The organism is Pseudoclavibacter sp. AY1F1 (assembly GCF_002931075.1).
Classification (GTDB): domain Bacteria; phylum Actinomycetota; class Actinomycetes; order Actinomycetales; family Microbacteriaceae; genus Pseudoclavibacter.
The window spans coordinates 208,194-230,803 of sequence record NZ_PSTQ01000003.1; the positions used below are offsets into that span (position 1 = coordinate 208,194).

The window sequence follows — 22,610 nt, forward strand, 5'->3', positions numbered from 1 at the left end:
GTGCACCGTCTTTACACGCGCACTGCCTTCACACGCGCACCGTCTTCACACGAGCACTGGCGCCCGGTGAGAGGTCGACGCGGCGCAGCAGCTGCGCGTTGAGGGCGACGACGATCGTCGAGAGCGACATGAGCACGGCGCCGATCGACATGGGCAGGATGAACCCGACGGGTGCGAGGATGCCAGCCGCAAGCGGCACCGAGAGCAGGTTATAGCCGGCCGCCCACCAGAGGTTCTGCTTCATCTTGCGGTAGCTCGCTCGCGACAGCTTGATGACGGAGAGCACGGAGCGGGGGTCGTCGCTCGCGAGGATCACCCCGGCGGACGCGATCGCCACGTCCGTGCCAGCGCCGATGGCGATTCCGACGTCGGCCCGGGCGAGGGCCGGGGCGTCGTTGACGCCGTCGCCCACCATCGCGACCTTCTTGCCCTCAGCCTGCAGCTCGGCGACCTTCGCCGACTTGTCCTCGGGCCGAACACCGGCGTAGATGCGGTCGACGCCGAGGTCCTCGCCGACCGCGCGAGCCACGGCTTCGGCGTCACCCGTGATCAGGACGACCTCGATGCCGAGGTGGTGGAGTGCATCCACTGCCTCGCGCGACTCTGGACGGATCTCGTCGGCGAGCTTGAGGCCACCCACAACCGCGCCGTCCCGCACGACGTGCAGAATGATCGCCCCGTCTGCGCGCCACGCATCCGCTTCGCTGATTTCGGATGCACCAAGCGCCTCGAGGAGGCGTGGCCCGCCAACACGCACCTCGCGACCGTCGACGGTCGCCGTGACGCCGACTGCCGGTGATGAGCTGAAGTTCGACGCCGCCGGCACGGTGAGTCCGCGCTCGGTCGCCGCGCGGACGATGGCCTTGGCAAGCGGATGCTCGCTGTCGGTTTCCGCGGCAGCCGCGGCCGCGAGTACCTCGTCGGCCGTGAGTGCGCGTGCGGGGCCGCCCGCTACGGCGATCTCGGTGAGTGTGGGTTCGCCCTTCGTGAGGGTGCCGGTCTTGTCGAAGAGGACGGCGTCGACGGTGCGAGTGCTTTCGAGCGCGAGGCGGTCCTTGATGAGGACGCCGCTGCGCGCCGCCTTCTCTGTGGCGATCGACACGACGAGCGGGATCGCGAGGCCCAGTGCGTGCGGGCAGGCGATGACGAGGACGGTGACGGTTCGCATGACGGCGGCGTCGGGGTTGCCGACGAGCGTCCAGACGATTGCCGTGATGGCTGCGGCACCGAGGGCAAACCAGAACAGCCAAGCGGCCGCTCGGTCGGCGATCCGCTGCGCTCGCGACGTCGAGTTCTGTGCATCAGTGACGAGCCGCTGGATGCCGGCGAGGGTTGTGTTGTCGCCCGTCGCGGTCACCTGGATGCGCAGACCGGAGTCGGTCGCGACAGTCCCGGCCGTGACCGTGTCGCCGACGCCGCGGGACACCGGGCGCGACTCGCCAGTGACCATCGCCTCGTCGATCTCGGCCCGGCCCTCCGTGATCCTGCCGTCCGCCGGCACGCTTCCGCCCGGGCGAACGACGACGACGTCGCCGACCGCCAGCTCGGCGGGGGAGACCTGCACGAGGCGACCTCCCTCGACGCGTTCGGCGCTATCCGGCAGCAGGGCCGCCAGCGAGTCGAGCGCCGACGTGGTCTGCGCGAGCGAACGCATCTCGATCCAGTGGCCGAGCAGCATGATGACGATCAGCAGCGCGAGCTCCCACCAGAACTCGAGGTCGTGGTGCAGGAGGCCGAGGCTCGCACCCCAGGAAGCTGCGAACGCGACGGTGATCGCGAGCGCGATGAGCAGCATCATGCCGGGCTTGCGTGCGCTGAGCTCACTGACCGCGCCGGTCAAGAACGGGCGACCACCCCAGACGTACATGACGGTGCCGAGGATGGGCGCGATGAAGGCGGCGCCGGGGAAGTCGGGGATCTCGTAGCCGAGGAGCATCGCGAACATGCTCGAGAAGCCGATGACGGGCACGGCGATGATGAGGTTGATCCAGAAGAGGCGCCGGAACTGGGCGACGTGATCGGCGCCGCGTCCCGCGTGGCCACCGTGGCCACCGTGCTCTCCGTGGCCACCGTGCTCGTGCTCGTGCTCGCGCTCGGAAGGCTGGCCGTGCGTGGACGCCTGGCCTGGCTCGTGGGTGTGCGCTTCGTGGTGCGTGCTCATGGGCTTCTCCTCGGCTTGGCGACGTGGTGTGGTGCCACGTATACCCCTTGGGGGTATCTGATGCAACCAAGCAGCGTTCCCGTGTATTCCCGCCCCTGACCTTCCCATTACGGGAGGCGGCAGGCTGAAGTCGCCGAACTGTATCGGCGCAGTGTCGATTCTGGGCTCGAACCGGGGCCCAGGGTCTGGACACGATTCCGTGAGGCCCCCGGCGGTACGGCGAGAGCCTCCAAGCAGCAGATGCTGCTCTGCTGGCCGGCCGGCGCATCCCGGACCTCGACGACGCGTTCCGGACCTCGACGACGCGTTCCGGACCTCGACGACGCGTTCCGGCGCGACGAGCGCACTCTCGCGGATGAGCTGCCGCCGCGAACCGAGCTCGTGGTCTCGTGGCCGTCGCACGGTACCGAGCTGACCGAGGGCTCCGTGCATCCGGCCGTTGTTGCCCTCTTCGCCGTGCTCGCGGATCGCGGACTCGCCTCCCCGTCGCTGCGCACTACCCCAATCGCTGCCAGCCAAATCGCCCTCTGGCGCACCTGCCAGAGGGCGATTCGACTGGCAGCGATCGAGCCGACTGGTGCTCTCGAAGTCACTTGACGGGCAGTGAATGCCAGGCGGGCGCTTCGGTGCGGTGCGGGCGCCGTCCCGCCGACTAGCATTGCGAGTTCGGAGGTCACCATGGCGAGAGCGTCGCTTGTTCAGTCGGTCAGCGACCGGCTCCTCGATGACATCATCTCGGGCGAGCTGCCCCAGGGCGCGCCGTTGCCGCGTGAGATCGACCTCGCCGAGCGGCTCGGCGTGAACCGCCTGACGCTTCGGGAGGCGCTCAAGACCCTGCAGGCGCAGGGGGTTGTGCAGCCGGTCCCCGGCACGCGCGGCCGCGTGCTGCCCATGGAGGACTGGACGGGCATCGAGCCGCTCCTCCGCGCTGCGACGTCGACCGGGGGCAAGGCGCAGGCCTCGGTGCAGCTTGTCCAGCTGCGGCGGATGATCGAAACCGGTGCGTGCGAGCTCGCGGCTCCGCTCCGAACGGACGCTGACCTCGGGCAGCTCGAGGCGTATCTCGAGGAGATGCGCGCCGCATCCGCCGCCGACGATGTGCACACGTTCGTGACGGCCGACATCGCGTTCCACGACGTGGTGCTGCGCGCCAGCGGCAACCCGTTCCTGCGTGTGCTGCTCGAGCCGCTTGGCCGCTTCCTGTACGAGCGCCGCTACGAGACCTCGGCGGTGCCGCAGGTGCAGGTCAACGCGATCCGCGAGCATGCGGGGATCCTCGAGGCGCTCCGCTCCGGCGAACCCGCCGCCGCCCGCGTCGCGATGGAATCGCACATGCAGCAGACCGCCGACGACCTCCAGCAGTACGTGCTCAAGCCTCAGGCCTGACCCCGCGCCTGGTCCAGTGCCTGGTCCAGCGCCAGCCTCTCCTCGGGCAAGGCTGAGCCACTTGAGGCGAGATATCAGATATCTCCTTGACATCACTCTTCGTCGGGCGCAGGATATCTGATATCCGATTACAAGGGAGTTCTCTGATGGATGAAACCCGACTGCTCGAGCAGTACCCCGCCCCAGTGCGCGTCGACGCTGCGGAAGTCGCCGACCGGGTCCGCGAGTCCGGGGCGACCCTCATCGTGCTCGACGACGACCCGACGGGAACGCAATCGGTCGCTGACCTTCCCGTGCTCACCCGCTGGGAGCAGGACGACCTCGTCTGGGCGCTCGAGCAGGGCCGCGACGCCGTCTACGTGCTGACGAACACGCGCAGCCTCGACGCCGAGTCGGCGGCCGCGCGCAACCGCGAGATCGTCACCGCAGCCCTTGCCGCCGCCGAGCGCCTCGAGCGGCGCGTCGCCTTCGTGAGCCGCGGCGACAGCACGCTGCGTGGCCACTACCCGCTCGAGACCGACGTCATCGCGGCGACCCTCGAGGAACTCGGCGGCCCGGTTCCCGACGGCGTCCTCATCGTCCCCGCCTTCCCCGACGCGGGCAGGGTCACGATCGGGGGCATCCACTACTACCGCCAGAACGGTGAGCTCGTGCCCGTCGCCGAGACCGAGTTCGCGAAGGATGCGACCTTCGGCTTCCGCAGCTCCGCCCTGCCCGAGTGGGTCGAGGAGAAGACAAAGGGCCGCTGGGCGACCGCCGACGTCACGGTGCTCTCGCTCGACATCATCCGCCGCGGGCCGGAGGCGGTTGCCGCCGTGCTGCAGGAGGCGCGCGGCGGCCAGCCGATCGTCGTCGACGTGGTCGTCGAGGATGACATCCGGATCGTCGCGCTCGGGCTCGAGCTCGCAGAGGCCGACGGCAAGCAGTTCCTGTACCGCGTCGGGCCGCCGTTCGTGCGGGCCCGCATCGGGCAGGAGATCGCCTCGCCCCTGGAACCCGCCGAGCTGGCCCGCGACGATACAGCCGGATCCGCCGCAGGCGGCCTCATCGTCGTCGGCTCGCACGTCGACCTCACAACCCGCCAGCTCGCTGCCTTGCACCGGGAGCACCCGGACCTCCCGACCGTCGAGCTCTCCGTCTTGGCGATCATCGACGCCGACCGCCGCGACGCCCACCTCGACGAAGCCAAGGCGCGCGTCGTCGAGGCGCTCGCGGTCGGCGATGTCATCCTCCACACGAGCCGCGAGCTCGTGAAGACCGACGATGCGGATGCGTCGCTCGCGATCTCGAGGGACGTCTCGGCCGCCGTCTGCGAGGTCGTCGCCCACGCACTTCGCGAGACGCCGCCGCGCTTCGTCATCGCCAAGGGCGGCATCACCTCGAGCGACGTCGCCACCAACGGCCTCGAGATCCGCCACGCGGTTGTCCGCGGCCCCATGCTGCCGGGCATCGTCTCCCTCTGGCAGGCGGTCGGGGGACCGGCCGACGGCATCCCCTACGTCGTGTTCGCCGGCAACGTCGGCGACGAGGACTCGCTCGCGCGGGTTGTCGAGAAGTTCCACGCGAGCGCAGCGACCGGCGTCGACGCGGTAGTACCCGACGCGGTAGCACGCGACGCCGCAGCACCCGCATCCGTTCCCGCATCCAACTGATCAGCAACAGCGCTGAGACCCGTACACGCAGTGATTCGTACACGCACTGAGAAACGAGCAACCATGACCTCCTCCTCATCCCCTTACTCCGTCGCCGTCCTCGGGCTCGGCGCCATGGGCCTGCCCATGGCGACACGCCTCAGCAGCCAGCTCACCGTCAACGGCTTCGACATCGCGCAGCCGCGCCTCGACCTCGCGGCCGCCGCCGGCATCGTGCCGCACGCCTCGGCGGCCAGCGCCGTCACGGGCGTCGACGCGGTCCTCCTCGCCGTCCGCAACGGAGAGCAGCTGCACGACGTGCTCTTCGGCGCGAACGGCATCGCCGACAAGCTCGACGAAGGCGCTGTTGTGATCCTCACGAGCACGGTCGGCACCGAGGGCATCGCCGAGGTCGTCGCGCGCCTCGAGCAGCACTCGGTCGAGCTCGTGGATGCACCCCTGTCTGGCGGCCCCGTCCGCGCGGGCGAGGGCGACCTCCTCATCGTCGTCGGCGCGACGCCGGCCGCTCGCGAGAAGGCGCAGCCGGTGCTCGAACTGCTCGCATCCACCCTCACCGTCGTCGGCGACCGCCCGGGCGACGGCCAGGCGCTCAAAACTGTCAACCAGCTGCTGTGCGGTGTGCACATCGCGGCCGCCGCGGAGGCGCTTGCCCTCGCCGAGCGCCTCGGCCTCGACCCCGAGAAGACCCTCGAGACCCTCGGGGCGGGAGCCGCCGGTTCGTTCATGCTCGCGAACCGCGGCCCACGCATCCTCGAGGCCTACGACGAGGACGGCGCCGAAGTGCTCAGTCGCCTCGATATCTTCGTGAAGGACATGGGCATCGTCGGCAAGGCGAGCCGCGCCGTCGGACTCCCCACGCCGGTCGCCGCCGCCGCCGAGCAGCTGTACCTTCTCGGCCAGGCGCAGGGCCTCGGTGCCCACGACGACTCGGCCGTGATCCTCGCTCTCGCTCCGAAGGTCACCGACTAGGTCCCGGCGCCAGCCCCTCCGGCGCCAGCCCCTCGGGCGCCATCCCCTTAGGCGAGAGCCCCCGCTCCCGCCCGACCCTCGTTCACGCCCCATCATCGCTCCCGCCCCATCACGCTCTCGTCCCGTCATCGCTCTCGTCAAAGGAGACGAACTTGTCCACCCTGCTGCTACTCACGATCGGCGTCGGAGGAATCGCATTCCTCCTGCTGTTGATCATCAAACTCAAGGTCCATGCCTTCCTGGCCCTGCTCATCGTGAGCATCCTTGTCGGTCTCGCGACGGGGCTGCCGCTCGTCACGATCCCCGAAACCGACCTGGAACCGGCGAGGCTCGGCATCATCGAGTCGATCATCGCCGGCATGGGCGGAGTGCTCGGATCGGTCGCCATCCTCGTCGCACTCGGCGCGATGCTCGGCAAGATCATCGAGATCTCCGGCGGGGCGTCCAGTCTGGCCGGACGATTCACGAAGATCCTGGGCCCGAAGCGCGTCGCCGGTGCGCTCACCGCGGCGGCTCTTGTCCTCGCCATTCCAGTGTTCTTCGACGTCGGCTTCATCATCCTCGTGCCGATCATCTACGGGTTCTGCAAGGCAGCAGGTGTCAACCCTGTGAAGTTCGGCCTCCCCATCGGCGGCATCATGCTCGCCGTGCACGTGTCGGTTCCGCCGCATCCGGGAATCGTCGGCGGCTCGGGCATCCTCGGGGCTGACCTCGGCTGGGTGACCATCCTGGGCCTCGCGGTGTGCCTGCCCCTCGCAGTGGTGGCGCACTTCGTCTCGAAGTGGCTCACCCGTCGCGACATCACGATGCTGCCAAGCACTGCGGCGTCCTTCGCAGCGTTCGGGACCAACAAAGACACGGAGTCGCTCGTCGACGGATCAGGCGCAGGGACGTCGGCTGTCGGGACCTCGACGAAGACTGGAACCGTAGCGCCCCCGAGCTCGGGAATGATCATGGCGCTCATCCTGACCCCACTGGTCATGATCGCGCTCGGCACTGTCGGCGCGACGCTGCTCCCGGCGGGCGACCCCGTCCGCAACGTGCTCGGCTTCATCGGCGCACCACTGTTCGCTCTGCTCGTGACGGTGCTGCTCGCGAGCTTCTTCCTCGGATTCCGCCGAGGATGGAGCGCAACCCAGCTGGGCGAGGTCATCGAATCGGCGCTGCCGCCCGTTGCGATCGTCATTCTCGTATCCGGAGCCGGCGGGTCGTTCGCCCGCGTGCTCACGGAGAGCGGCATCGGAACGGCGCTCAGCGAGACGCTCCTGGCTACGGGAATGCCCCTCATGCTCCTGGCGTTCCTGATCTCGCTCGCGCTGCGAGCCGCCCAAGGATCGGCAACCGTGGCGATCCTCACGACGGCCGGGCTGCTCAGCGCGTCGGTCCTCGGTGGCGACTACTCCACGATTCAGGTGGCGCTCCTCGCACTCGCGATGTCCTTCGGCGCCCTCGGCCTGTCGCACGTCAACGACTCCGGCTTCTGGGTCGTGACCCGCTACCTCGGCCTGAGCGTCGCGGACGGCCTTCGCACGTGGACTGTCCTCACGACGGTGCTCGGCCTCGTCGGCTTCCTGCTCTGCTACGTCATCTGGCTGATCGCGGGCGTCGCGTAACGGCCGTAGCCGTAGCCGTAGCCTCGGCGGAAGTCGCCAGCACCTTCAATCGCTGCCAGCCGATTTGCCCTCCACGAGCGTCGTTGAAGGGCGCATCGGCTGGCGGCGATCTTTGTCTCGCGGTGCGTGCACGCCGCGGATTCTGGTGGGCGAACGGCTACGGCGCCGACGAGAAGATCAGCACCGTGCCGGCCACGCACTCCGGAGCCACGTCTTTCACGCCTTCTTCGTTCGTGTGGATCTCGCCTCCACCGCCAGATATCAATTCGCCAATCGCGACTTCGCCGACCCCTGGAATGTTGACGGATTGACCGTCGTCCGAGAGCGCTGTCCCGTGCGGGAACTGCACCGGCCGTAGTTCGGGTTCTTCAAGGAACAGCTTGCGATCCTCGTCGGACAGATTCGCGAGGGCCTCTGGTGCCAGTTCGAGCGGCACGGGCACGATGGTGAAGCACCCGGTCTCAGTCACGCCCAGCTCTCCCTCGATCAACGCCTCCATGTGGAAGCGAGGTTCGTGCGCTGGTGTCCAGAGGACGTGCCCGCCGGCGCGCTGCGTCAAGTTGTCTGGGCCTGCGGCGCAGCCCGCGACGAGTATTGCCGTCGTCACCGTCGTGATGACCGCTAGTGCGATCTTGGTTGGGTTGTGCATCCTGTGCGTCACCGTTTCAGCTGCCTTCACTGTTCTCGTTCATACCCCAGTGGCAGGCCGCTCAGAGTCCCGAATTGTTGCCCTGGTCGAAGCGTGTGCGGGTCGGCGGCGGGGCCGGGTTCTCGGCCCGGCGCCGGCGCTCGTCGGGGGAGAGTTCGGAGTCAAGAGGCGGGCGGGGTGCTGCGCGCAGCATCCACACAACGAGGAACGTGACCGCCGCGAAGCCGAGAACGATCACGGCGACCACCAGCATGGGGTTGTGGGCCACGGGATGCTCCGCTCGCTCGGGCGCTGTACGCGCGTCTTCCGGGGAGTCTCGCATGCCAGCCCGGGGGAGTCTCGCCGCATCCGCATCCGCATCCGCATCCGCATCCGCGCCGTCCCGGCCGCAATCACTGCCAGTCGATTGGCCCTCTGGAAGGGGCCCTGGACGGCCATTTGGCTGGCAGTGATCGCGCTCGCGCTCGCGCTCGCGAGCGCCGGCCGCGCCGCGCACCCCTACGGCGCCCGCGGGCCCTTCTGCACGGGGATGATGCCGGTGCGGGCAGGCGGGTTCGGGAAGAACCAGAGGATGGCGCCGGAGAGGATCCAGATGATGGCCATGCCGGCGACGAGCCAGCCCGCGTCGAAGCCCGCGATGAGCCCCGCGACGGCTGCGCCGACGGCGGCCGCCGTGACGCGGAGGCCCGCTCCGATGGTGAAGACCTGCGAGCGCACGTTCGGCTTGCTCTCCTTGTCTCGCAGCAGCATCATGGCGGCGTTTGCGGGCGCGGCGAACAAGCCGGAGATGAAGACGGCGGCGAACGTGAAACCGACCGGGAGTGCTGGGACAGCGACGAGGAGGAAGGCGCCCGTCGCGACGAAGCCCATACCCATGACCCAGACGGGGCCGCGCGTCGTCCAGGTCCTGACGGCCATGAAGAGCGCCCCGGCGAGCCCACCGATGGCGTAGGCCGTGACGATCCAGGCGGCGGATGCTTCTGAGCCGGTGCGCTCCAGGGAGATGGCGATGGCTGCGATGCCGAGCGCTCCGCCCGCTACCTGGCTGATGGTGCCCGCCGTGGTGACGATGGCGATCGGCTTGTGCCTCACGAGGTACGTCATGCCGCGAGCGATCGTTCGGCCGAGCCCCTCGACGGCACCCTCCTTGGGGTGCATCCGGATGCCGATTCCGGCCATCGCCCCGATGAACGCGAGTGCGGCGAGGAGCACCATGGCGAGGCGCGCGGAGCCGGCGAGCGGGATCGCGAGCGCGGCCAGCGCCGGCCCGCCGACGGATGCGATCGTGTACGACAGTGCGTCCTGCGCATACGCCTTCCGAACGGGCGCGATGTTGTCCGGCGCGAAACTCGAGAGGCCGCCCATGTAGGCGGGGGTCACGAAGCCGGCAACCGCGAGGATGAGCGCGATGACCCCGATAGGCAGCGAGCCGAGCTGTGACGCGAAGAGGTACGCGGCGGCCGTGATCGACCCGCCGATGATGAGGAGCAGCCTCGGGCGGCGCATCCGGTCGAGGAGCGCGCCGACAAGTGGCGCGGCGATGACGCTGGGGAACAGGGCGACGGCGACCAGGAATCCGCCGACGGCGACGTCGCCGAGCTGTTCGACGGCGAGAAGCGGCAGCGCAACGACTGCTCCGGCGTTCGCCAGTCTGAGGGGAATCGAAGTCGACTGGTACCGCCAGATGCCGCTCATCCGAGAACAGAACTCCTCACCGCAAGGCCGTCGCAAGCCGCGGCAGACGCTACCGCGAATGCCAGCCTACGTCGCACGCGAACCCGCCGGACGGCATCGAGAAACCTGCCGCAACCGGCGCAAACACGCTTGTTATGGGCAGTTCTCGCGAACCGGCCTCCCGGTTGAGCTCGGCTCAGTCGCCGAGCTTCTGGTCGAAGTCTTTCGGCGCGAGGGCCAGGGCCGCGGCCTCCTCGCGGCTCACGCGCTCCGCCTCGCGGCGCGACTTCCTCATGTTGAGGAGGTAGTGGATGCTCGTCGGCACGACGGTCGCGAGCACGGCGAGAATCAGGATCACGTCGATGTACTCGCGGATGAAGTCCCCGAGCACCGGGACGTAGCCGAGCAGGTAGCCGGCGAACGTGAGTCCCGAACCCCAGATGAGCGCGCCGATGAGGTTGTAGATCGTGTACTTGCGGTAATCCATCTTGCCGACGCCGGCCGCGACGGGCGCGAACGTGCGGACGATCGGCACGAAGCGGGCAACGATGACCGCGAGGCCGCCGAAGCGTTCGAAGAACGAATTGGTGCGCTCGACGTTCTTCATGCTGAAGAGCCCGCTCTCCTTGCGTTCGAAGATCCTCGGCCCCGCCTTCCGGCCGATCAGGTAGCCGACTTCGCCTCCCAGGAACGCTGCCAGGCCGATGGCGAGGCACACCCACCAGATGTCGAAGCCAATGCCCGGGTAGAAGGCGAGGAGCCCCGTGATGAGCAGCAGCGTGTCGCCCGGCAGTAGGAAGCCGACGAGCAGGCCGGTCTCCGAGAACACGATGAGGCAGACGACGAGCAACGCCCAGGGGCCCGCACCGTGAATGATCGTTTCAGGGTCGAGCCAGGGGAAGAGTGTGGGAACCACGGAAGATGCATCCAGTCGCAGAATTCTTGAGGTGAACGAAGGGTATCCCCTACGGATGGGGTGAAACTCCGATCACGATCACGATCGTGAACCCTTCGGCGGAAGGCGACGCGCCGAGCTCCAAGTCGACGATGCGCAGAGCCAACACGGTGCGTGTCTCGCCACGACGGCGGGAGGCGTCGCTGGTGCGGTTGCCCGGCGCTGGAAGCCGCATCAGCGGAACCCATCGCTGACGAGCTGATTTGCAGGCGTCGACCAGGTCTGAGTTCGCGTCGGAACGAGCGCCCGTGACGTGATCATCGCGGGCATTTCGGTGGCGTTCGATGTCGTTTCCGATGGTCATCGCCCGAATGTCGGTGGCTCGGTCTAGTCTGAGAATCAGTAAGAAACTAGTACATACATACTATTCCGTGGTATGTTGAAGGCGATCTTGGGGGAGGTCAGGATGCAGAACGAGGCGCAGAAGCCGCGAGGCAATAAAGCCGCGCGAACCGCATTCTTCCGCGATCCTGAGCCGGCGAGTACTGAGTCGATGAGTTCTAGCTCGATGAGCTCTAGCTCGATGAGCTCTAGCTCGATGAACTCTGAGCCGATGAGCTGTGAGTCGATGAGTGCTGAGTCGATGAACTCTGAGTCGCTGAGATCTGAGTCGATGAGTGCTGACTCGGATGGCCCTCGATCGGGCTGGACGGCTCCGCCCGGGCTTCCGTCGGACGTTGCCGCGTTTACACGCGAGAGTGCAGTTGCCGCTACTCCTGAGGTCGAGGCACTTATCGATGGGCGTCGACCCGTTGCCTCCCTGCTCGACTTGGAGTTCTTCGCCGCGTTCGAAGAGCTGGCCGCGCGCAAGCGGATGCTCGACGCGACGATTCTCGAGATGACGGCCGAGCTCCTCGGGCGGGATGAGGCGACGCCCGTCGCATTCTCCGGCTCACTCGTGCGTCGCGGCGGGTTCCGGTCTGTGCACGAGGCGGTGCAGCAGACGCTCGGGCTCAGGCGGGCCGAAGCGGGGGCCATGCGCGCGCTCGCGGAGGCGACCCGCGAGACGATAAGTATGACCGGCGAGCCGTTGCCGCCGGCGAGGGGTCACGTCGCGGTCGCAGTTGCCGAGGGGCGAGTGACGCTCTCGCAGGCCTCAGCCATCGCCAACGGGCTGCGAGAGGCCGATCGCCGGGCCGATGTTGCCGACCTCGAGCGCGCCGAGTACGAGCTTGTGCAAGCAGCATGTGGACTCACGCCGGAAGACGACGAGCCCGCTTCGCCGGAGAGTCTCGCCAAGCAGGCGGCGGTGTGGGTCGCGTTCCTCGACCCAGACGGTGCAGAGCCGAACGCTGAGCGCCAGGCCGAGAAGCGCGGCCTCTCGTTTACTCGACGATCCGACGGCATGGTGCAGGGGCGGCTCCTCGCGACGCCCGAACAGGGGGAAGTTCTGCAGCGCGTCCTCGACGCCTACCTCTCTCCGCGTCGCGAGCAGGCCTGCGATGAAGAAGACGCCGCACTCGACGGCGTCTCGGCGGAGCCCCAGGAAGCGCCGCCGATCAGCGACGAACGCAGCACGTCCCAGCGGCGCATCGATGCCCTCGTGTCGGTCTTCGCGCAGCATGCCGAGTCTCCGGCCACGCCCCGCACGGGCGGCGAGGCTCCAACCTTGGTCGTTTCGGTCACGCGCGCCGGGCTGCACGACTCCATCGAGAGCCTCGCGGATGTGCCTCGCTACGAGCACTCAGGCGAACCGGCGTCGATCGAGGTCGCAAGGCGCATCCTCTGCGACGGCATCATCCGGGCCGCGCTTGTCGGCACCGACGGCGAAGTCCTGAAGCTGGGCCGAAAACGCAGGCTCTTCAGCCCGGCACAACGGAGGGCGATCTTCGCGAGAGACCGAGGATGCAGAGCACCCGGATGCGACCTCGCCCTCGACACGGTCGAGATTCATCACGTCACCCCGTGGTCGATGGGTGGTCTCACCGACACCTGCAACGGCATCGCGCTGTGCACGTTCCACCACCACGAAGTCCACCTCGAGAGGCTCGTCATCGTGCCCTCAGTCGACCGAGTGTGGAAGGTGGAGCCAGCAACCGGACCAAGAACCAGTCGTGACCCGCTCCGAGTAGCCGACGGGTCCGGGGCTTCTGGCGCGTCAGGCCGGTCTGGCGGATCGCCGAGTGCAGTGGAGTTTCGAGCGACGCGGCCAGAGCCACCGCCGACACCGCTCAGGTAGTGAGGTCGTTCGGGTACGGCCCAGGCAGTTGGGCACAGCGGTTCGGGCACTGCTCAGGTCGTTCGGGCACTGCTCAGGTCGTTCGGGCACGGCTCAGGCAGTGTCGCCGTTCGCCGTTCGCCGTTCGCCGTTCACCCGTCGCCTGTCGCTCTGTCACCTGTCCCTCTGGGCCCCATGGCGGCTCTCGTAATCGTTCTCGAGCGACACAGCTGACTGAGACTGACTGAGACATCTCAGCCAGATGCGTCACCGAAGGAATGCCCAGTTAGTCCCGGGGTGCCGGTGCTTGCGGTGGCGTCGCCGCGTCCCTGATCCCACCTGTATCCCTGATCCCACCTGTGTCCGTGATCCCACCTGTGTTCGTGCCTGCACCTGCACCGACGCCCGCGCCTTCAGCTGAGGCCGCGCGGGCCTGAGTCGAGGCAGCGCCACCAGCGTGCACGGTCTGCGAAGCGCGACTCGCCGCATCCAGCTCCTCGGCCTCCTCGCCACTGACGGCCTCGCCGCGGGCCACCAGGCCCGCAACGTCCGAAAGCGGGATCTGCTTGAGGAAGAGCGAAAGCAGGAAGGCCAGCGCGATGAACGGCACGAGGTACCAGAACACGGGCGCCAGAGCGTCCGCGTACGCCGTCACGATGCCGTCCCGCACCTCGTCCGGCAGCTGCGACAGCGTCTGCGGGTCGATCGTGGATGTCGCCGCCGCGGCGTCGGCCGCACTCGCGCCACTCGCCGTGAACACCGACGTGAGGTTCTCGGTGAGGCGGGTCGTGAAGATCGCACCGAACACAGCCGTGCCAAGCGCGGCACCGACCTCACGGAAGTAGTTGTTGGTGCTCGTCGCAGTGCCGATCTCGGCCGCTGGCACCGCGTTCTGCACGACCAGCACCACAACCTGCATGATCAGGCCGAGTCCGGCACCGAAGAAGAACAGGAACACGCAGATGAGCCAGATCGGCGTATCCGCCGTCAGCGTTGTCATGGCCACCATGGCGAGGCCCGTCAGCACGGTGCCCACGATCGGGTAGATGCGGTAGCGGCCGGTCTTCGAGATCAGGATTCCGGATGCGATGGACGTGCCCATCAGGCCCGCCATCATCGGCAGCATGAGCAGACCGGAAGCCGCCGCCGACGTGCCAGACGACATCTGCAGGAACGTCGGCACGAAGCCGATCGCCGCGAACATGCCGATGCCCAGCGTGAGGCCGATTGCAGTCGCGTTCACGAAGATCGGGTTCTTGAAGAGGCCGAGCGGAATGATCGGGTCCTCGGCCCGCGACTCGACGAAGATGAAGATCGCGGCCGAGACGAGCAGGCCAAGCCCCCACGCCCACGTGACCATCGAACCCCAGCCGTGCTCAGCGTCCGCGCCGAAGTCGGTGAAGAAGATGAGGCTCGTCGTGGCGGCCGACAGGAACAGCACACCGAGGTAGTCGATGCGCTTCGTCGCCTTCTTGCTCGGCAGCTTCAGCGCGACGACCGCGATGATGAACGCCGCGATTCCCACGGGGATATTGATGTAGAACGCCCACTGCCACGTCAGGTGGTCGACGAAGTAGCCGCCGAGGAGGGGGCCGCCGACGGCGGAGAGCCCGAAGACCGCGCCGAGCGGTCCGAGGTACTTGCCGCGTTCGCTGGCCGGCACGATGTCGGCGATGATCGCCTGCGACAGGATCATGAGACCGCCGCCGCCGAGGCCCTGGATGGCGCGGAACACCACAAACGCCCAGAAGCTGTCCGCGAAGGCGCAGCCAACCGAGGCGAGCGTGAAGATCGCTATCGCGATGAGGAACAGGTTCCTTCTTCCGAGCACGTCACCGAACTTGCCGTAGATCGGCATGACGATGGTCGTCGCGAGCAGGTAGGCGGTAGTGATCCACACCTGGTGGTCGACGCCACCGAGCTCGCCCACGATGGTGGGCATGGCGGTCGAGACGATCGTCTGGTCGAGACTCGAGAGGAGCATCCCGGCGATGAGGGCGCCGAAGATCGTCCAGATCCTGCGTTTCGTGAGCAGGAACTGCGGCGCGGCTGGCGACTGTGCAGTGGTGGTCATGCGGAGGTCCGTTCGAAGAAAAGGGGTCAGAGGGTTTTCCGCGAGGAGCGCGGAGGGTGAGAATCGAGAGGGTGGACCGGATGCGGTGGGCGGCCGAGTGGAGGGCGCGGTCAGCTGCTGAGTACGGCCCGCATGGCGGCCACACGTCTCGCGACGACCGTTTCCATGTCGTCGGTGTTGTCGGTGGTGAAGAACTCGAAGGCGCTCGCCCGCATCGCGGACATGAGGATCTGCACGGCGGCGGCGGCACGGAGGTCGCCGGGTCGAAGCCCCTCGCGGCGTTCGACGAGCGCAACGTCTCGCTTCTCGTCGCTCGACATGTGTTCGAGGACCCGCTTGAAGAGCCTTGGTTCCTGGTCGATCACGGCCATCACCTCGCGCACCTGGTCAGGGTTCGGTTCGGGGTCGGCCTCCCGCCAGCGGTCGAGCGCGAGCCGCGTCAGCGCCTCGAGCAGGTCTGGGCTCAGGGCTCCGCTTTTCGGGTCGCCTCCCGCAACGAACCCCTCGTCGAGGTGCGCCGTCTCTCTCCGCGAGGAGATGCCAAGCACGGCGTCTTCCTTCGACGCAAAGTAGTTGAAGAAGGTGCGTCGGGAGATCCCGACCTGCTCGCAGAGCTCCTCGACGGTGAATCCGCCGAGGCCGACGTCGAGGGCTCGCCGGCGAGCGGCCGCCGCGAGATCGTGGCTCGTCTGCGCCATCTTGCGAGCGCGAAGGTTCGTTGCACTATCTGTCACTAGTGCAGTATTGCACTATTCAAGCAAAGTGCAACCAGTTCAGAGCGTTGATTCAGAGGGTGGATGCGGGGCGGCCCCACGCGCATCCGTTGGCCTACGCTGTCCCCTAGCACCCTGAGGAGACCCGATGGCCGAGATTCCGCACATCACGATCAGCGCTGGCTTCATCTTCGCGATCATCGACCTGATCATCCGTGTCATCGCGATCATCGTCGTGCCCAGGAATCGGAAGCCGAGCGTCGGCATCGCCTGGCTCATGGCCATCTTCCTCATTCCCTACGTGGGCGTCATCGCCTTCCTGCTGCTCGGCAGCTTCCGTCTGCCCGCGAAGCGCATGGAGCGTCAGCAGGAGGTCACGACCTTCATCAACATGGCGGTCACGAGCGTCGAGGTCGAGCCGACGAAGCACAGCGACCCTGCGTGGTTCGACTCCGTCGTCGCCCTCAACCGCACCTACACGGCTATGCCCCTCATCAGTGACAACGAGGTTGTCCTGCAGGGCAGTTACGAGGAGACGATCCTCGCGATGGCCGCAGAGATCGACTCCGCCGAGAAGTGGGTGCACATCGAGTTCTACATCCTCGCCTGCGACCACACGACCAGGCCCATCTTCGACGCCCTCGATCGGGCTGTCGCGCGCGGGGTGAGCGTGCGAATCCTGCTCGACCACATCGCATCCATTCGCGTGCCCGGCTACCGCAAGCACACGCTGTCCCGACTCAAGCACCTCGCGAACACGGGTGCCGAGTGGCACTACATGCTTCCCGTCCGGCCGTGGCGCGGCGAGTACCAGCGGCCTGACCTGCGCAACCACCGGAAGCTCCTCATCGTCGATGGGAAATCCGCCTACCTCGGCTCGCAGAACGTCGTCGACTCGACCTACAACAAGCGGGGCAACATCCGCCGCGGCCTCCACTGGCACGACCTCATGGTGCGCCTCGAAGGGCCGGCCGTGCACGCCGTCAGCGCCGTCTTCATCACCGACTGGTATTCCGAGTCGGGCACGATCATCCCCGAAGACCTCACCGACATCGAGACCATGCCGCAGGAAGCGCGCATGGACTGCCAGATCGTGCCGAGCGGACCCGGCTACCCGAGCGAGAACAACCTCCGCCTCTTCCTCAACCTGCTCTACGTCGCGCAGAAGTCCATCATCATCACGAGCCCCTACTTCGTGCCGGACGAGTCGATGCTCTACGCCATCACCACCGCGACGGCGCGCGGCGTCGTCGTCGAACTGTTCGTCTCCGAGATCGGCGACCAGGCGATGGTCTACCACGCGCAGCGCTCGTACTACGAGGCGCTGCTGCTCGCGGGGGTTCGGATCTGGATGTACAAGTCGCCGACGATCCTCCACGCCAAGCACTTCACGATCGACGACGAGGTCGCCGTCATCGGCTCGTCGAACATGGACATGCGCTCCTTCTCGCTGAACTTCGAGGTGTCCCTGATGGTGCGCAGCGCGGACTTCGTCGAGGACCTCCGCGAGGTCCAGCAGGACTACCGCGAGAACTCGCGGGAGCTCACCATGTTCGAGTGGCGGAAACAGCCGCTTCGCTCCACGGTGCTCGACAACCTCGCGAGGCTCACTGCTGGGCTGCAGTAGCAACTGCCTGAGTGTTCGCTCCGACCAAGGCGCAAGGCACGCCGCCGATGTCGGTAGTCGAGAGTAACTTAGCGAGTGGGCTCGATCGGGCCCAGAACTATCGACGCGTGCAGGAGTAACGAGTCATGCAGAAAATCATTCCGAACCTCTGGTTCAACAAGAACGCCGAAGAAGCCGGCGAGTTCTACGCTTCCATCTTCCCGAAGACGACGACGTCGGTGGACGCGCGCTATCCCGAAACCGACCTCCTCGACTTCCAGAAGGATTTCGCTGGGCTCCCGCTCGTCGTGGGCGTCGAGGTCGGCGACTACCGGTTCACTCTCATCAACGCCGGTGACCAGTTCAGGCCGAACCCGTCCATCTCATTCATGCTCAACTTCGACCCGCGCGTCCTCGGGGGAGACGCGGTGTCCGCGCGGGAAGCGCTCGACAAGGTGTGGGCCGGGCTCAGTGACGGCGGCAAAGCGCTCATGCCGCTCCAGGAGTACCCGTTCAGCCCGCACTATGGCTGGGTGGAAGACCGCTACGGCGTGAGCTGGCAGCTCATGCTCGCCGACCCTGAGGGGCTGAGCACGGCTGACGAGGCGCGTCCGTTCATCGTGCCGAGCCTCATGTTCGGCCGGGAGGCGCAGAACCGGGCGCGCGAGGCAATCGACTTCTACGTCTCCCTGTTCCCGGATGCGCGCATCGGCACCGTCGCCGAGTATCCGGCCCAGTCAGGCCCAGCGCCCGCAGGTGCGATCATGTACGCCGACTTCCAGCTTGCCGGCCAGTGGTTCGCTGCTATGGACAACGGTGCCGACCAGCAGTTCGGCTTCGGCTGCGGCGTCTCACTTGAGGTGGCCTGCGCCGACCAGGCGGAGATCGACCACTTCTGGGATGCGATGAGCGCCGTACCCGAGGCTGAGCAGTGCGGCTGGCTCGTCGACAAGTTCGGTGTGAGCTGGCAGATCGTCCCCCAGAACATGGGAGAGCTCATGGCGAGGCCCGACGGGTATGAGCACATGATGCAGATGAAGAAGCTCGTCATCGCCGACTTCTGAGCGCAGCACGATCACACACAGGAAACGCCCCTCGCTGAGGGGCGTTTTTTGTTGGCCAGCCGGAGTGGCGTTGCCAAAGTGCTCAACTGGAGCGGATGACGGGAATCGAACCCGCGCTATCAGCTTGGGAAGCTGAAGTTCTGCCATTGAACTACATCCGCGCATCCACTGGCGGCGCCCGTGAACTCGACCATCGTACAACGAAGCGGCCCCGGGGTCAGAAACACTCATTTCGCGGCCTCTTCCCCGGGTGCCCGTCGAACTCCCCCTAATGTTGCGGTCCAATCTCCGATCTGGGAGTGTGGACCCACATAGCTGTGGGCCAGGTCAGGGGAAATGCCGGTTCACCGCTCCGAACTTCCAGGGGGATCCAATGGGCGATATTTCGTGCGCCGAAAATCAACTGCCAAGCCGTCGGGCTGTTGCATCAGCAGCTGCCTGGGTTGTACCTACGATCGCGCTTGCCGTGGCCGCGCCGGCCCAGGCTAGCTCCGGGCCCGCCCAACAGCCTCCTGGGCTGAACGGCTGGATCCAGTTCAGCTGGCCAGAACGCAACGACAGCAGAAACTACGTCGTCGACGGCCGCGCAGGCGAGTCACACCAGTACGGCGCATACGGGCTCTGGGTGACAAACACGACCAGCTCTTCCGTGATCGAGGACATCAGAATCGTCCTGCACTATCTCCCGGCACCGAGCTCATGGTCGCCAAGCTCCTCGTCCGCGTGGAGCAACCTCAGCCCAATCGGGACGCACACGTTCCCTGAGGGGACGCATCAGAGCTACCAGATGACCTATACCGGGCCCGTCACGCCCGCTGATGGGGTCACCAACCTCGTGAACGACCTCCGGTTCACGGGCGCTGCCCGCGTCGGCGGAAGCGCACCGTCGATCTACATCGACCGCTACGTGACTGTGGATGGAGTGGAGCTGGCGTTCCGTCGCAGGGTCGGCACGAACATCTACACGCCGCTGAACACGAACACTCCGCCGAACATGCCGAACACACCGACCGTCCCCGGTGGGCGTCGTTCGTCTTCGGCTGCGGAAGAGTTCGAAGCAGTCGGCGAGAACGCAGCGCTCGGCTGACATTCGACTGACCCGCAGCATCCTGGACCCGATCGGCTTCGTGCCGGTCGGGTTCAGTCGCGTTTGGTGACGAACGCTCGGATCACGAAGAAGACGATGACGGCGACAACCGCGACGATGCTGAGTCGGGCGACCATCCAAGCCAGGTGGAACAGCACGTCGACGAGCCACCACGCGATGACGACGGCCACGATGACGCCGATGACTGTCCACACGTTTCTGCTCACGGAATCAGCCTAGCCGCGCGCATCCACCAAGCAACTAGGCTGACGACGTGCTTCTCAGCGATCGGGACATCAAGCAGGGCGTCAAGTCGGGCCGCATCGGCCTCGAACCGTACGAGCCTGGACTCATTCAGCCGTCGAGCATCGACGTGCGCCTCGACAGGTACTTTCGCCTGTTCGACAACCACCGCTACCCGTTCATCGATCCCGCGGAAGAGCAACCGGAGCTGACACGCCTCGTCACGTCGAAGCCGGACGAGCCGTTTGTGCTGCACCCAGGCGAGTTCGTGCTCGCTTCCACGTTCGAACGCGTCACCCTCGGCGATGACGTCGCCGCGCGACTCGAAGGCAAAAGCTCGCTCGGTCGACTTGGGCTCCTCACACACTCGACGGCGGGGTTCATCGACCCCGGCTTCACCGGCCACGTCACTCTCGAACTCTCGAACGTCGCGACGCTGCCGATCAAGCTGTGGCCCGGCATGAAGATCGGTCAGCTCTGCTTCTTCCAGCTGTCCAGCCCAGCTGAGCATCCGTACGGCTCGTCGATCTACAGCTCCAGGTACCTCGGTCAGCGAGGCCCGACCGCATCCCGGTCGTTCATGAACTTCACTCGCGCAGATGTCTCCGTCACCGAGGCGGGGGCGCCCGGAAACTGAGCCCTCTGCACCACGCAGGCCGGTCGGGTGCCCGCGGTGAGGTGCGCCGAACATCTGCGAGAGGTTGCGGAAACCGGGTGGCCCGCCCGTAGCGTTGAGGAAACGTTGTCAACGATGCCCGTGCTCCACCGGGCTCGAGGCATCCGCACGAAGGATGCACGGTCATGCCACAGACGCCGCCCCAGGTTCCCGGAACAGGGGACCTCACTCGGGAACCGAGCCCCGGAGACATCAAGCGCTGGCGCCGCTACCTCGCAGATGAGCGCGCCGAAGGGTCCGTATACCGGGACCTCGCCGCGAAGCGTGAAGGCGAAGAGCGGGAGATTCTCCTCGGCCTCGCCAACGCGGAAGTTCGCCACGAAGAGCACTGGTTGCGCCTCCTCGGAGCCGCCGGCGATGGCGGCGTGCGTGCCCAGCCCAGCACGCGCCTGTTCGGATGGTTCGCCCGCCGCTTCGGCTCTCTCTTCGTGCTCGCGCTCATCCAGCGAGCAGAGTCGCGTTCCCCATACGAGAGGGAAGCGGATGCGACGCCCGAGATGGCCGCGGATGAGCGCATCCACGAGGAGGTTGTCCGGGGGCTCGCGATGCGAAGCCGCTCGCGCATGTCCGGCATGTTCCGGGCCGCCGTGTTCGGCGCAAACGACGGGCTCGTCTCGAACCTCGCCCTTGTGCTCGGGATCGGCGCGACGGGCGCGCCGACCGTCATCATCCTCGCCACCGGTCTCTCCGGCCTGCTCGCCGGTGCGCTCTCGATGGCCGCAGGCGAGTACGTCTCGGTGAGGTCGCAGCGTGAGCTGCTGCAAGCCTCCACGCCGAGCCCGGATACTCCTCAGACCATCCAGAAGCTCGACGTCAACGCCAACGAGCTCGAGCTCGTGTACCGAGCCCGAGGAATGGACGAAGGCGAAGCCCGCCGGTACGCTCACCGGGTCTTCGCGCTGCAGGGCGCCGACCCAGAGTCGGGGCCCATCGCGTTGCACTCGGGCGACGACGAGCACGAGGAGCTCGGCACGGCGTGGACGGCGGCGCTCTCGAGCTTCTGCTTCTTCGCCGGCGGCGCGCTCCTGCCTGTGCTGCCCTACATCTTCGGCATGAGCGGCCTGGCCGCCGTTCTCGTCTCCGCGGTTGTCGTCGGCATTGCGCTGCTCACTACCGGGGCGATCGTCGGCGTGCTGTCCGGCGGCCCGCCCTGGCGTCGGGCCGGACGCCAGCTGCTCATCGGCTACGGGGCGGCCGCTGTCACGTACGTGCTTGGCCTCGGCTTCGGCGTTGCGATTGGATAGGGCCTATGCCGATTCCTGAATTCGTCGCCGACCTTCGAGCCAAGATCGGGCCCGAGCATCCGCTGTGGTTGGCGGGTTCGACGGCCGTCATCATCCGCCCGCGCGTGAGCGGCCCCGGCGATGAGGTGCTGCTGGTGCGGCGCTCCGACAACGGCGTGTGGAGCCCCGTGACGGGAATCGTCGACCCTGGCGAGCATCCCGCGACTGCCGCTGTGCGCGAAAGTCTCGAGGAGGCGATGGTCGAGGTGCGCGTCGACCGGCTTGTGCGCCTCAGCGTCTCGCCGAAGATCGTGCACGCGACGGGTGATCGTGCCCAGTACTGCGACCTCGTGTTCCGCTGCTCGTGGGTCTCGGGCGAGGCGGCCGTCGGTGACGATGAGTCGGTAGATGTGGCCTGGTTCCCTGTGGATGCGCTGCCCGACGTGCCAGAGCACCTCGCCTCACGCGTCGCGGTCGCCGTCGCGGACAAGCCCGAGTGCGAGCTGCTGGTTGACGGGGTCGCGCTGCCGATCGTCGGGCCCGGCGGCCTCAGGTAAGCAAGTCGGCCGGCCGGTTCGAGGGTTGCTGCACTGGTGATCTGCGCGACTTCTGTCCAACTTCAGTGCGATAACAAGCCGTGATGACCCGGGCGGGGCACTCAGAGCCAATTTTGCACTCATGTTGGACAGGCGTTGCGAGTCGTCGAG

The 22,610-nt window shown here is 67.0% G+C and carries 21 protein-coding genes and 1 tRNA gene; 12 read left to right on the plus strand and 10 right to left on the minus strand.

The window, feature by feature from the left end; all coding sequences use genetic code 11:
• Positions 1-28 precede the first annotated feature (28 nt).
• Complete coding sequence (locus C5B85_RS07195) at positions 29-2,161, minus strand: heavy metal translocating P-type ATPase (protein ID WP_104285331.1); 2,133 nt, start codon at positions 2,159-2,161, stop codon at positions 29-31.
• A gap of 240 nt (positions 2,162-2,401) precedes the next feature.
• On the opposite strand from C5B85_RS07195, the gene C5B85_RS07200 reads away from it, so the two are divergent.
• The 5 genes from C5B85_RS07200 (at position 2,402) to C5B85_RS07220 (ending at position 7,781) form a co-directional block, all read left to right on the plus strand.
• Positions 2,402-2,758, plus strand: coding sequence for a hypothetical protein (locus C5B85_RS07200; protein WP_104285332.1), 357 nt, complete (start codon positions 2,402-2,404; stop codon positions 2,756-2,758).
• Between the two features lie 81 nt (positions 2,759-2,839).
• Positions 2,840-3,547: a FadR/GntR family transcriptional regulator gene (locus C5B85_RS07205; protein ID WP_104285333.1), complete on the plus strand. Its 708-nt coding sequence runs from the start codon at positions 2,840-2,842 to the stop codon at positions 3,545-3,547.
• A gap of 146 nt (positions 3,548-3,693) precedes the next feature.
• Complete coding sequence (locus tag C5B85_RS07210) at positions 3,694-5,199, plus strand: four-carbon acid sugar kinase family protein (protein ID WP_104285334.1); 1,506 nt, start codon at positions 3,694-3,696, stop codon at positions 5,197-5,199.
• Positions 5,200-5,262: 63 nt separating this feature from the next.
• A complete protein-coding gene (locus C5B85_RS07215) occupies positions 5,263-6,168 on the plus strand; it encodes an NAD(P)-dependent oxidoreductase (protein ID WP_104285335.1) in 906 nt (301 codons plus the stop codon).
• 152 nt (positions 6,169-6,320) lie between these two features.
• Entirely contained in the window at positions 6,321-7,781 is a 1,461-nt protein-coding gene (locus C5B85_RS07220; protein WP_104285336.1) for a GntP family transporter, read from the plus strand.
• A 157-nt stretch (positions 7,782-7,938) separates the two neighbouring features.
• Here C5B85_RS07220 and C5B85_RS07225 read toward each other — a convergent pair whose 3' ends face one another.
• The 5 genes from C5B85_RS07225 to C5B85_RS07245 form a co-directional block, all read right to left on the minus strand.
• Positions 7,939-8,280, minus strand: coding sequence for a hypothetical protein (locus C5B85_RS07225; RefSeq protein WP_146077873.1), 342 nt, complete (start codon positions 8,278-8,280; stop codon positions 7,939-7,941).
• A 211-nt stretch (positions 8,281-8,491) separates the two neighbouring features.
• Positions 8,492-8,698, minus strand: coding sequence for a hypothetical protein (locus C5B85_RS07230; RefSeq protein WP_104285338.1), 207 nt, complete (start codon positions 8,696-8,698; stop codon positions 8,492-8,494).
• A gap of 230 nt (positions 8,699-8,928) precedes the next feature.
• Positions 8,929-10,125 (minus strand): MFS transporter, encoded by a 1,197-nt coding sequence (locus C5B85_RS07235; RefSeq protein ID WP_104285339.1) that lies wholly within the window; start codon positions 10,123-10,125, stop codon positions 8,929-8,931.
• Between the two features lie 175 nt (positions 10,126-10,300).
• Positions 10,301-11,020, minus strand: coding sequence for a DedA family protein (locus C5B85_RS07240; protein WP_104285340.1), 720 nt, complete (start codon positions 11,018-11,020; stop codon positions 10,301-10,303).
• A 49-nt stretch (positions 11,021-11,069) separates the two neighbouring features.
• Entirely contained in the window at positions 11,070-11,363 is a 294-nt protein-coding gene (locus C5B85_RS07245; protein WP_104285341.1) for a hypothetical protein, read from the minus strand.
• Positions 11,364-11,672: 309 nt separating this feature from the next.
• On the opposite strand from C5B85_RS07245, the gene C5B85_RS07250 reads away from it, so the two are divergent.
• Positions 11,673-13,238 (plus strand): HNH endonuclease signature motif containing protein, encoded by a 1,566-nt coding sequence (locus C5B85_RS07250; RefSeq protein ID WP_219819365.1) that lies wholly within the window; start codon positions 11,673-11,675, stop codon positions 13,236-13,238.
• A 265-nt stretch (positions 13,239-13,503) separates the two neighbouring features.
• On the opposite strand, the gene C5B85_RS07255 is transcribed toward C5B85_RS07250, so the two are convergent.
• Positions 13,504-15,291 carry an MDR family MFS transporter gene (locus C5B85_RS07255; protein ID WP_104285343.1) on the minus strand — a complete coding sequence of 596 codons (1,788 nt, stop codon included), beginning with the start codon at positions 15,289-15,291 and terminating at the stop codon, positions 13,504-13,506.
• A 110-nt stretch (positions 15,292-15,401) separates the two neighbouring features.
• Positions 15,402-16,025 carry a TetR/AcrR family transcriptional regulator gene (locus C5B85_RS07260; RefSeq protein ID WP_219819366.1) on the minus strand — a complete coding sequence of 208 codons (624 nt, stop codon included), beginning with the start codon at positions 16,023-16,025 and terminating at the stop codon, positions 15,402-15,404.
• A 127-nt stretch (positions 16,026-16,152) separates the two neighbouring features.
• On the opposite strand from C5B85_RS07260, the gene cls reads away from it, so the two are divergent.
• Positions 16,153-17,631 carry a cardiolipin synthase gene (cls, locus tag C5B85_RS07265; protein WP_104285345.1) on the plus strand — a complete coding sequence of 493 codons (1,479 nt, stop codon included), beginning with the start codon at positions 16,153-16,155 and terminating at the stop codon, positions 17,629-17,631.
• Positions 17,632-17,756: 125 nt separating this feature from the next.
• Positions 17,757-18,674 (plus strand): VOC family protein, encoded by a 918-nt coding sequence (locus tag C5B85_RS07270; RefSeq protein ID WP_104285346.1) that lies wholly within the window; start codon positions 17,757-17,759, stop codon positions 18,672-18,674.
• Positions 18,675-18,761: 87 nt separating this feature from the next.
• Here the strand turns inward: C5B85_RS07270 and C5B85_RS07275 are convergent.
• Positions 18,762-18,835: transfer RNA gene (locus C5B85_RS07275), tRNA-Gly, on the minus strand.
• A gap of 305 nt (positions 18,836-19,140) precedes the next feature.
• On the opposite strand from C5B85_RS07275, the gene C5B85_RS07280 reads away from it, so the two are divergent.
• Complete coding sequence (locus C5B85_RS07280) at positions 19,141-19,761, plus strand: hypothetical protein (RefSeq protein WP_104285347.1); 621 nt, start codon at positions 19,141-19,143, stop codon at positions 19,759-19,761.
• 53 nt (positions 19,762-19,814) lie between these two features.
• Here C5B85_RS07280 and C5B85_RS19155 read toward each other — a convergent pair whose 3' ends face one another.
• Positions 19,815-19,988, minus strand: coding sequence for a hypothetical protein (locus C5B85_RS19155; protein ID WP_181064324.1), 174 nt, complete (start codon positions 19,986-19,988; stop codon positions 19,815-19,817).
• Positions 19,989-20,035: 47 nt separating this feature from the next.
• Between C5B85_RS19155 and dcd the strand changes: the two genes are divergently transcribed.
• The 3 genes from dcd (at position 20,036) to C5B85_RS07295 (ending at position 22,460) form a co-directional block, all read left to right on the plus strand.
• Positions 20,036-20,641 carry a dCTP deaminase gene (gene dcd, locus C5B85_RS07285; RefSeq protein ID WP_104285348.1) on the plus strand — a complete coding sequence of 202 codons (606 nt, stop codon included), beginning with the start codon at positions 20,036-20,038 and terminating at the stop codon, positions 20,639-20,641.
• Positions 20,642-20,805: 164 nt separating this feature from the next.
• Positions 20,806-21,924, plus strand: coding sequence for a VIT1/CCC1 transporter family protein (locus tag C5B85_RS07290; RefSeq protein WP_104285349.1), 1,119 nt, complete (start codon positions 20,806-20,808; stop codon positions 21,922-21,924).
• 5 nt (positions 21,925-21,929) lie between these two features.
• The gene (locus C5B85_RS07295; RefSeq protein WP_104285350.1) at positions 21,930-22,460 is read left to right on the plus strand and encodes an NUDIX domain-containing protein; all 531 of its coding nucleotides are present in this window, start codon (positions 21,930-21,932) and stop codon (positions 22,458-22,460) included.
• The last annotated feature ends 150 nt before the right edge of the window (positions 22,461-22,610 follow it).

Bases quoted from the DNA above. Each gene is read 5' to 3' on its own strand.
- C5B85_RS07270 (WP_104285346.1), top strand. From the start codon at position 17,757: ATGCAGAAAATCATTCCGAACCTCTGGTTCAACAAGAACGCCGAAGAA.
- C5B85_RS07235 (WP_104285339.1), bottom strand. From the start codon at position 10,125: ATGAGCGGCATCTGGCGGTACCAGTCGACTTCGATTCCCCTCAGACTG.
- C5B85_RS07210 (WP_104285334.1), top strand. From the start codon at position 3,694: ATGGATGAAACCCGACTGCTCGAGCAGTACCCCGCCCCAGTGCGCGTC.
- C5B85_RS07215 (WP_104285335.1), top strand. From the start codon at position 5,263: ATGACCTCCTCCTCATCCCCTTACTCCGTCGCCGTCCTCGGGCTCGGC.
- C5B85_RS07225 (WP_146077873.1), bottom strand. From the start codon at position 8,280: ATGGAGGCGTTGATCGAGGGAGAGCTGGGCGTGACTGAGACCGGGTGC.
- C5B85_RS07205 (WP_104285333.1), top strand. From the start codon at position 2,840: ATGGCGAGAGCGTCGCTTGTTCAGTCGGTCAGCGACCGGCTCCTCGAT.
- C5B85_RS07200 (WP_104285332.1), top strand. From the start codon at position 2,402: ATGCTGCTCTGCTGGCCGGCCGGCGCATCCCGGACCTCGACGACGCGT.
- cls (WP_104285345.1), top strand. From the start codon at position 16,153: ATGGCCGAGATTCCGCACATCACGATCAGCGCTGGCTTCATCTTCGCG.
- C5B85_RS07255 (WP_104285343.1), bottom strand. From the start codon at position 15,291: ATGACCACCACTGCACAGTCGCCAGCCGCGCCGCAGTTCCTGCTCACG.
- C5B85_RS07195 (WP_104285331.1), bottom strand. From the start codon at position 2,161: ATGAGCACGCACCACGAAGCGCACACCCACGAGCCAGGCCAGGCGTCC.
- C5B85_RS07295 (WP_104285350.1), top strand. From the start codon at position 21,930: ATGCCGATTCCTGAATTCGTCGCCGACCTTCGAGCCAAGATCGGGCCC.
- C5B85_RS07245 (WP_104285341.1), bottom strand. From the start codon at position 11,363: ATGACCATCGGAAACGACATCGAACGCCACCGAAATGCCCGCGATGAT.
- C5B85_RS07250 (WP_219819365.1), top strand. From the start codon at position 11,673: ATGAGTGCTGACTCGGATGGCCCTCGATCGGGCTGGACGGCTCCGCCC.
- C5B85_RS07290 (WP_104285349.1), top strand. From the start codon at position 20,806: ATGCCACAGACGCCGCCCCAGGTTCCCGGAACAGGGGACCTCACTCGG.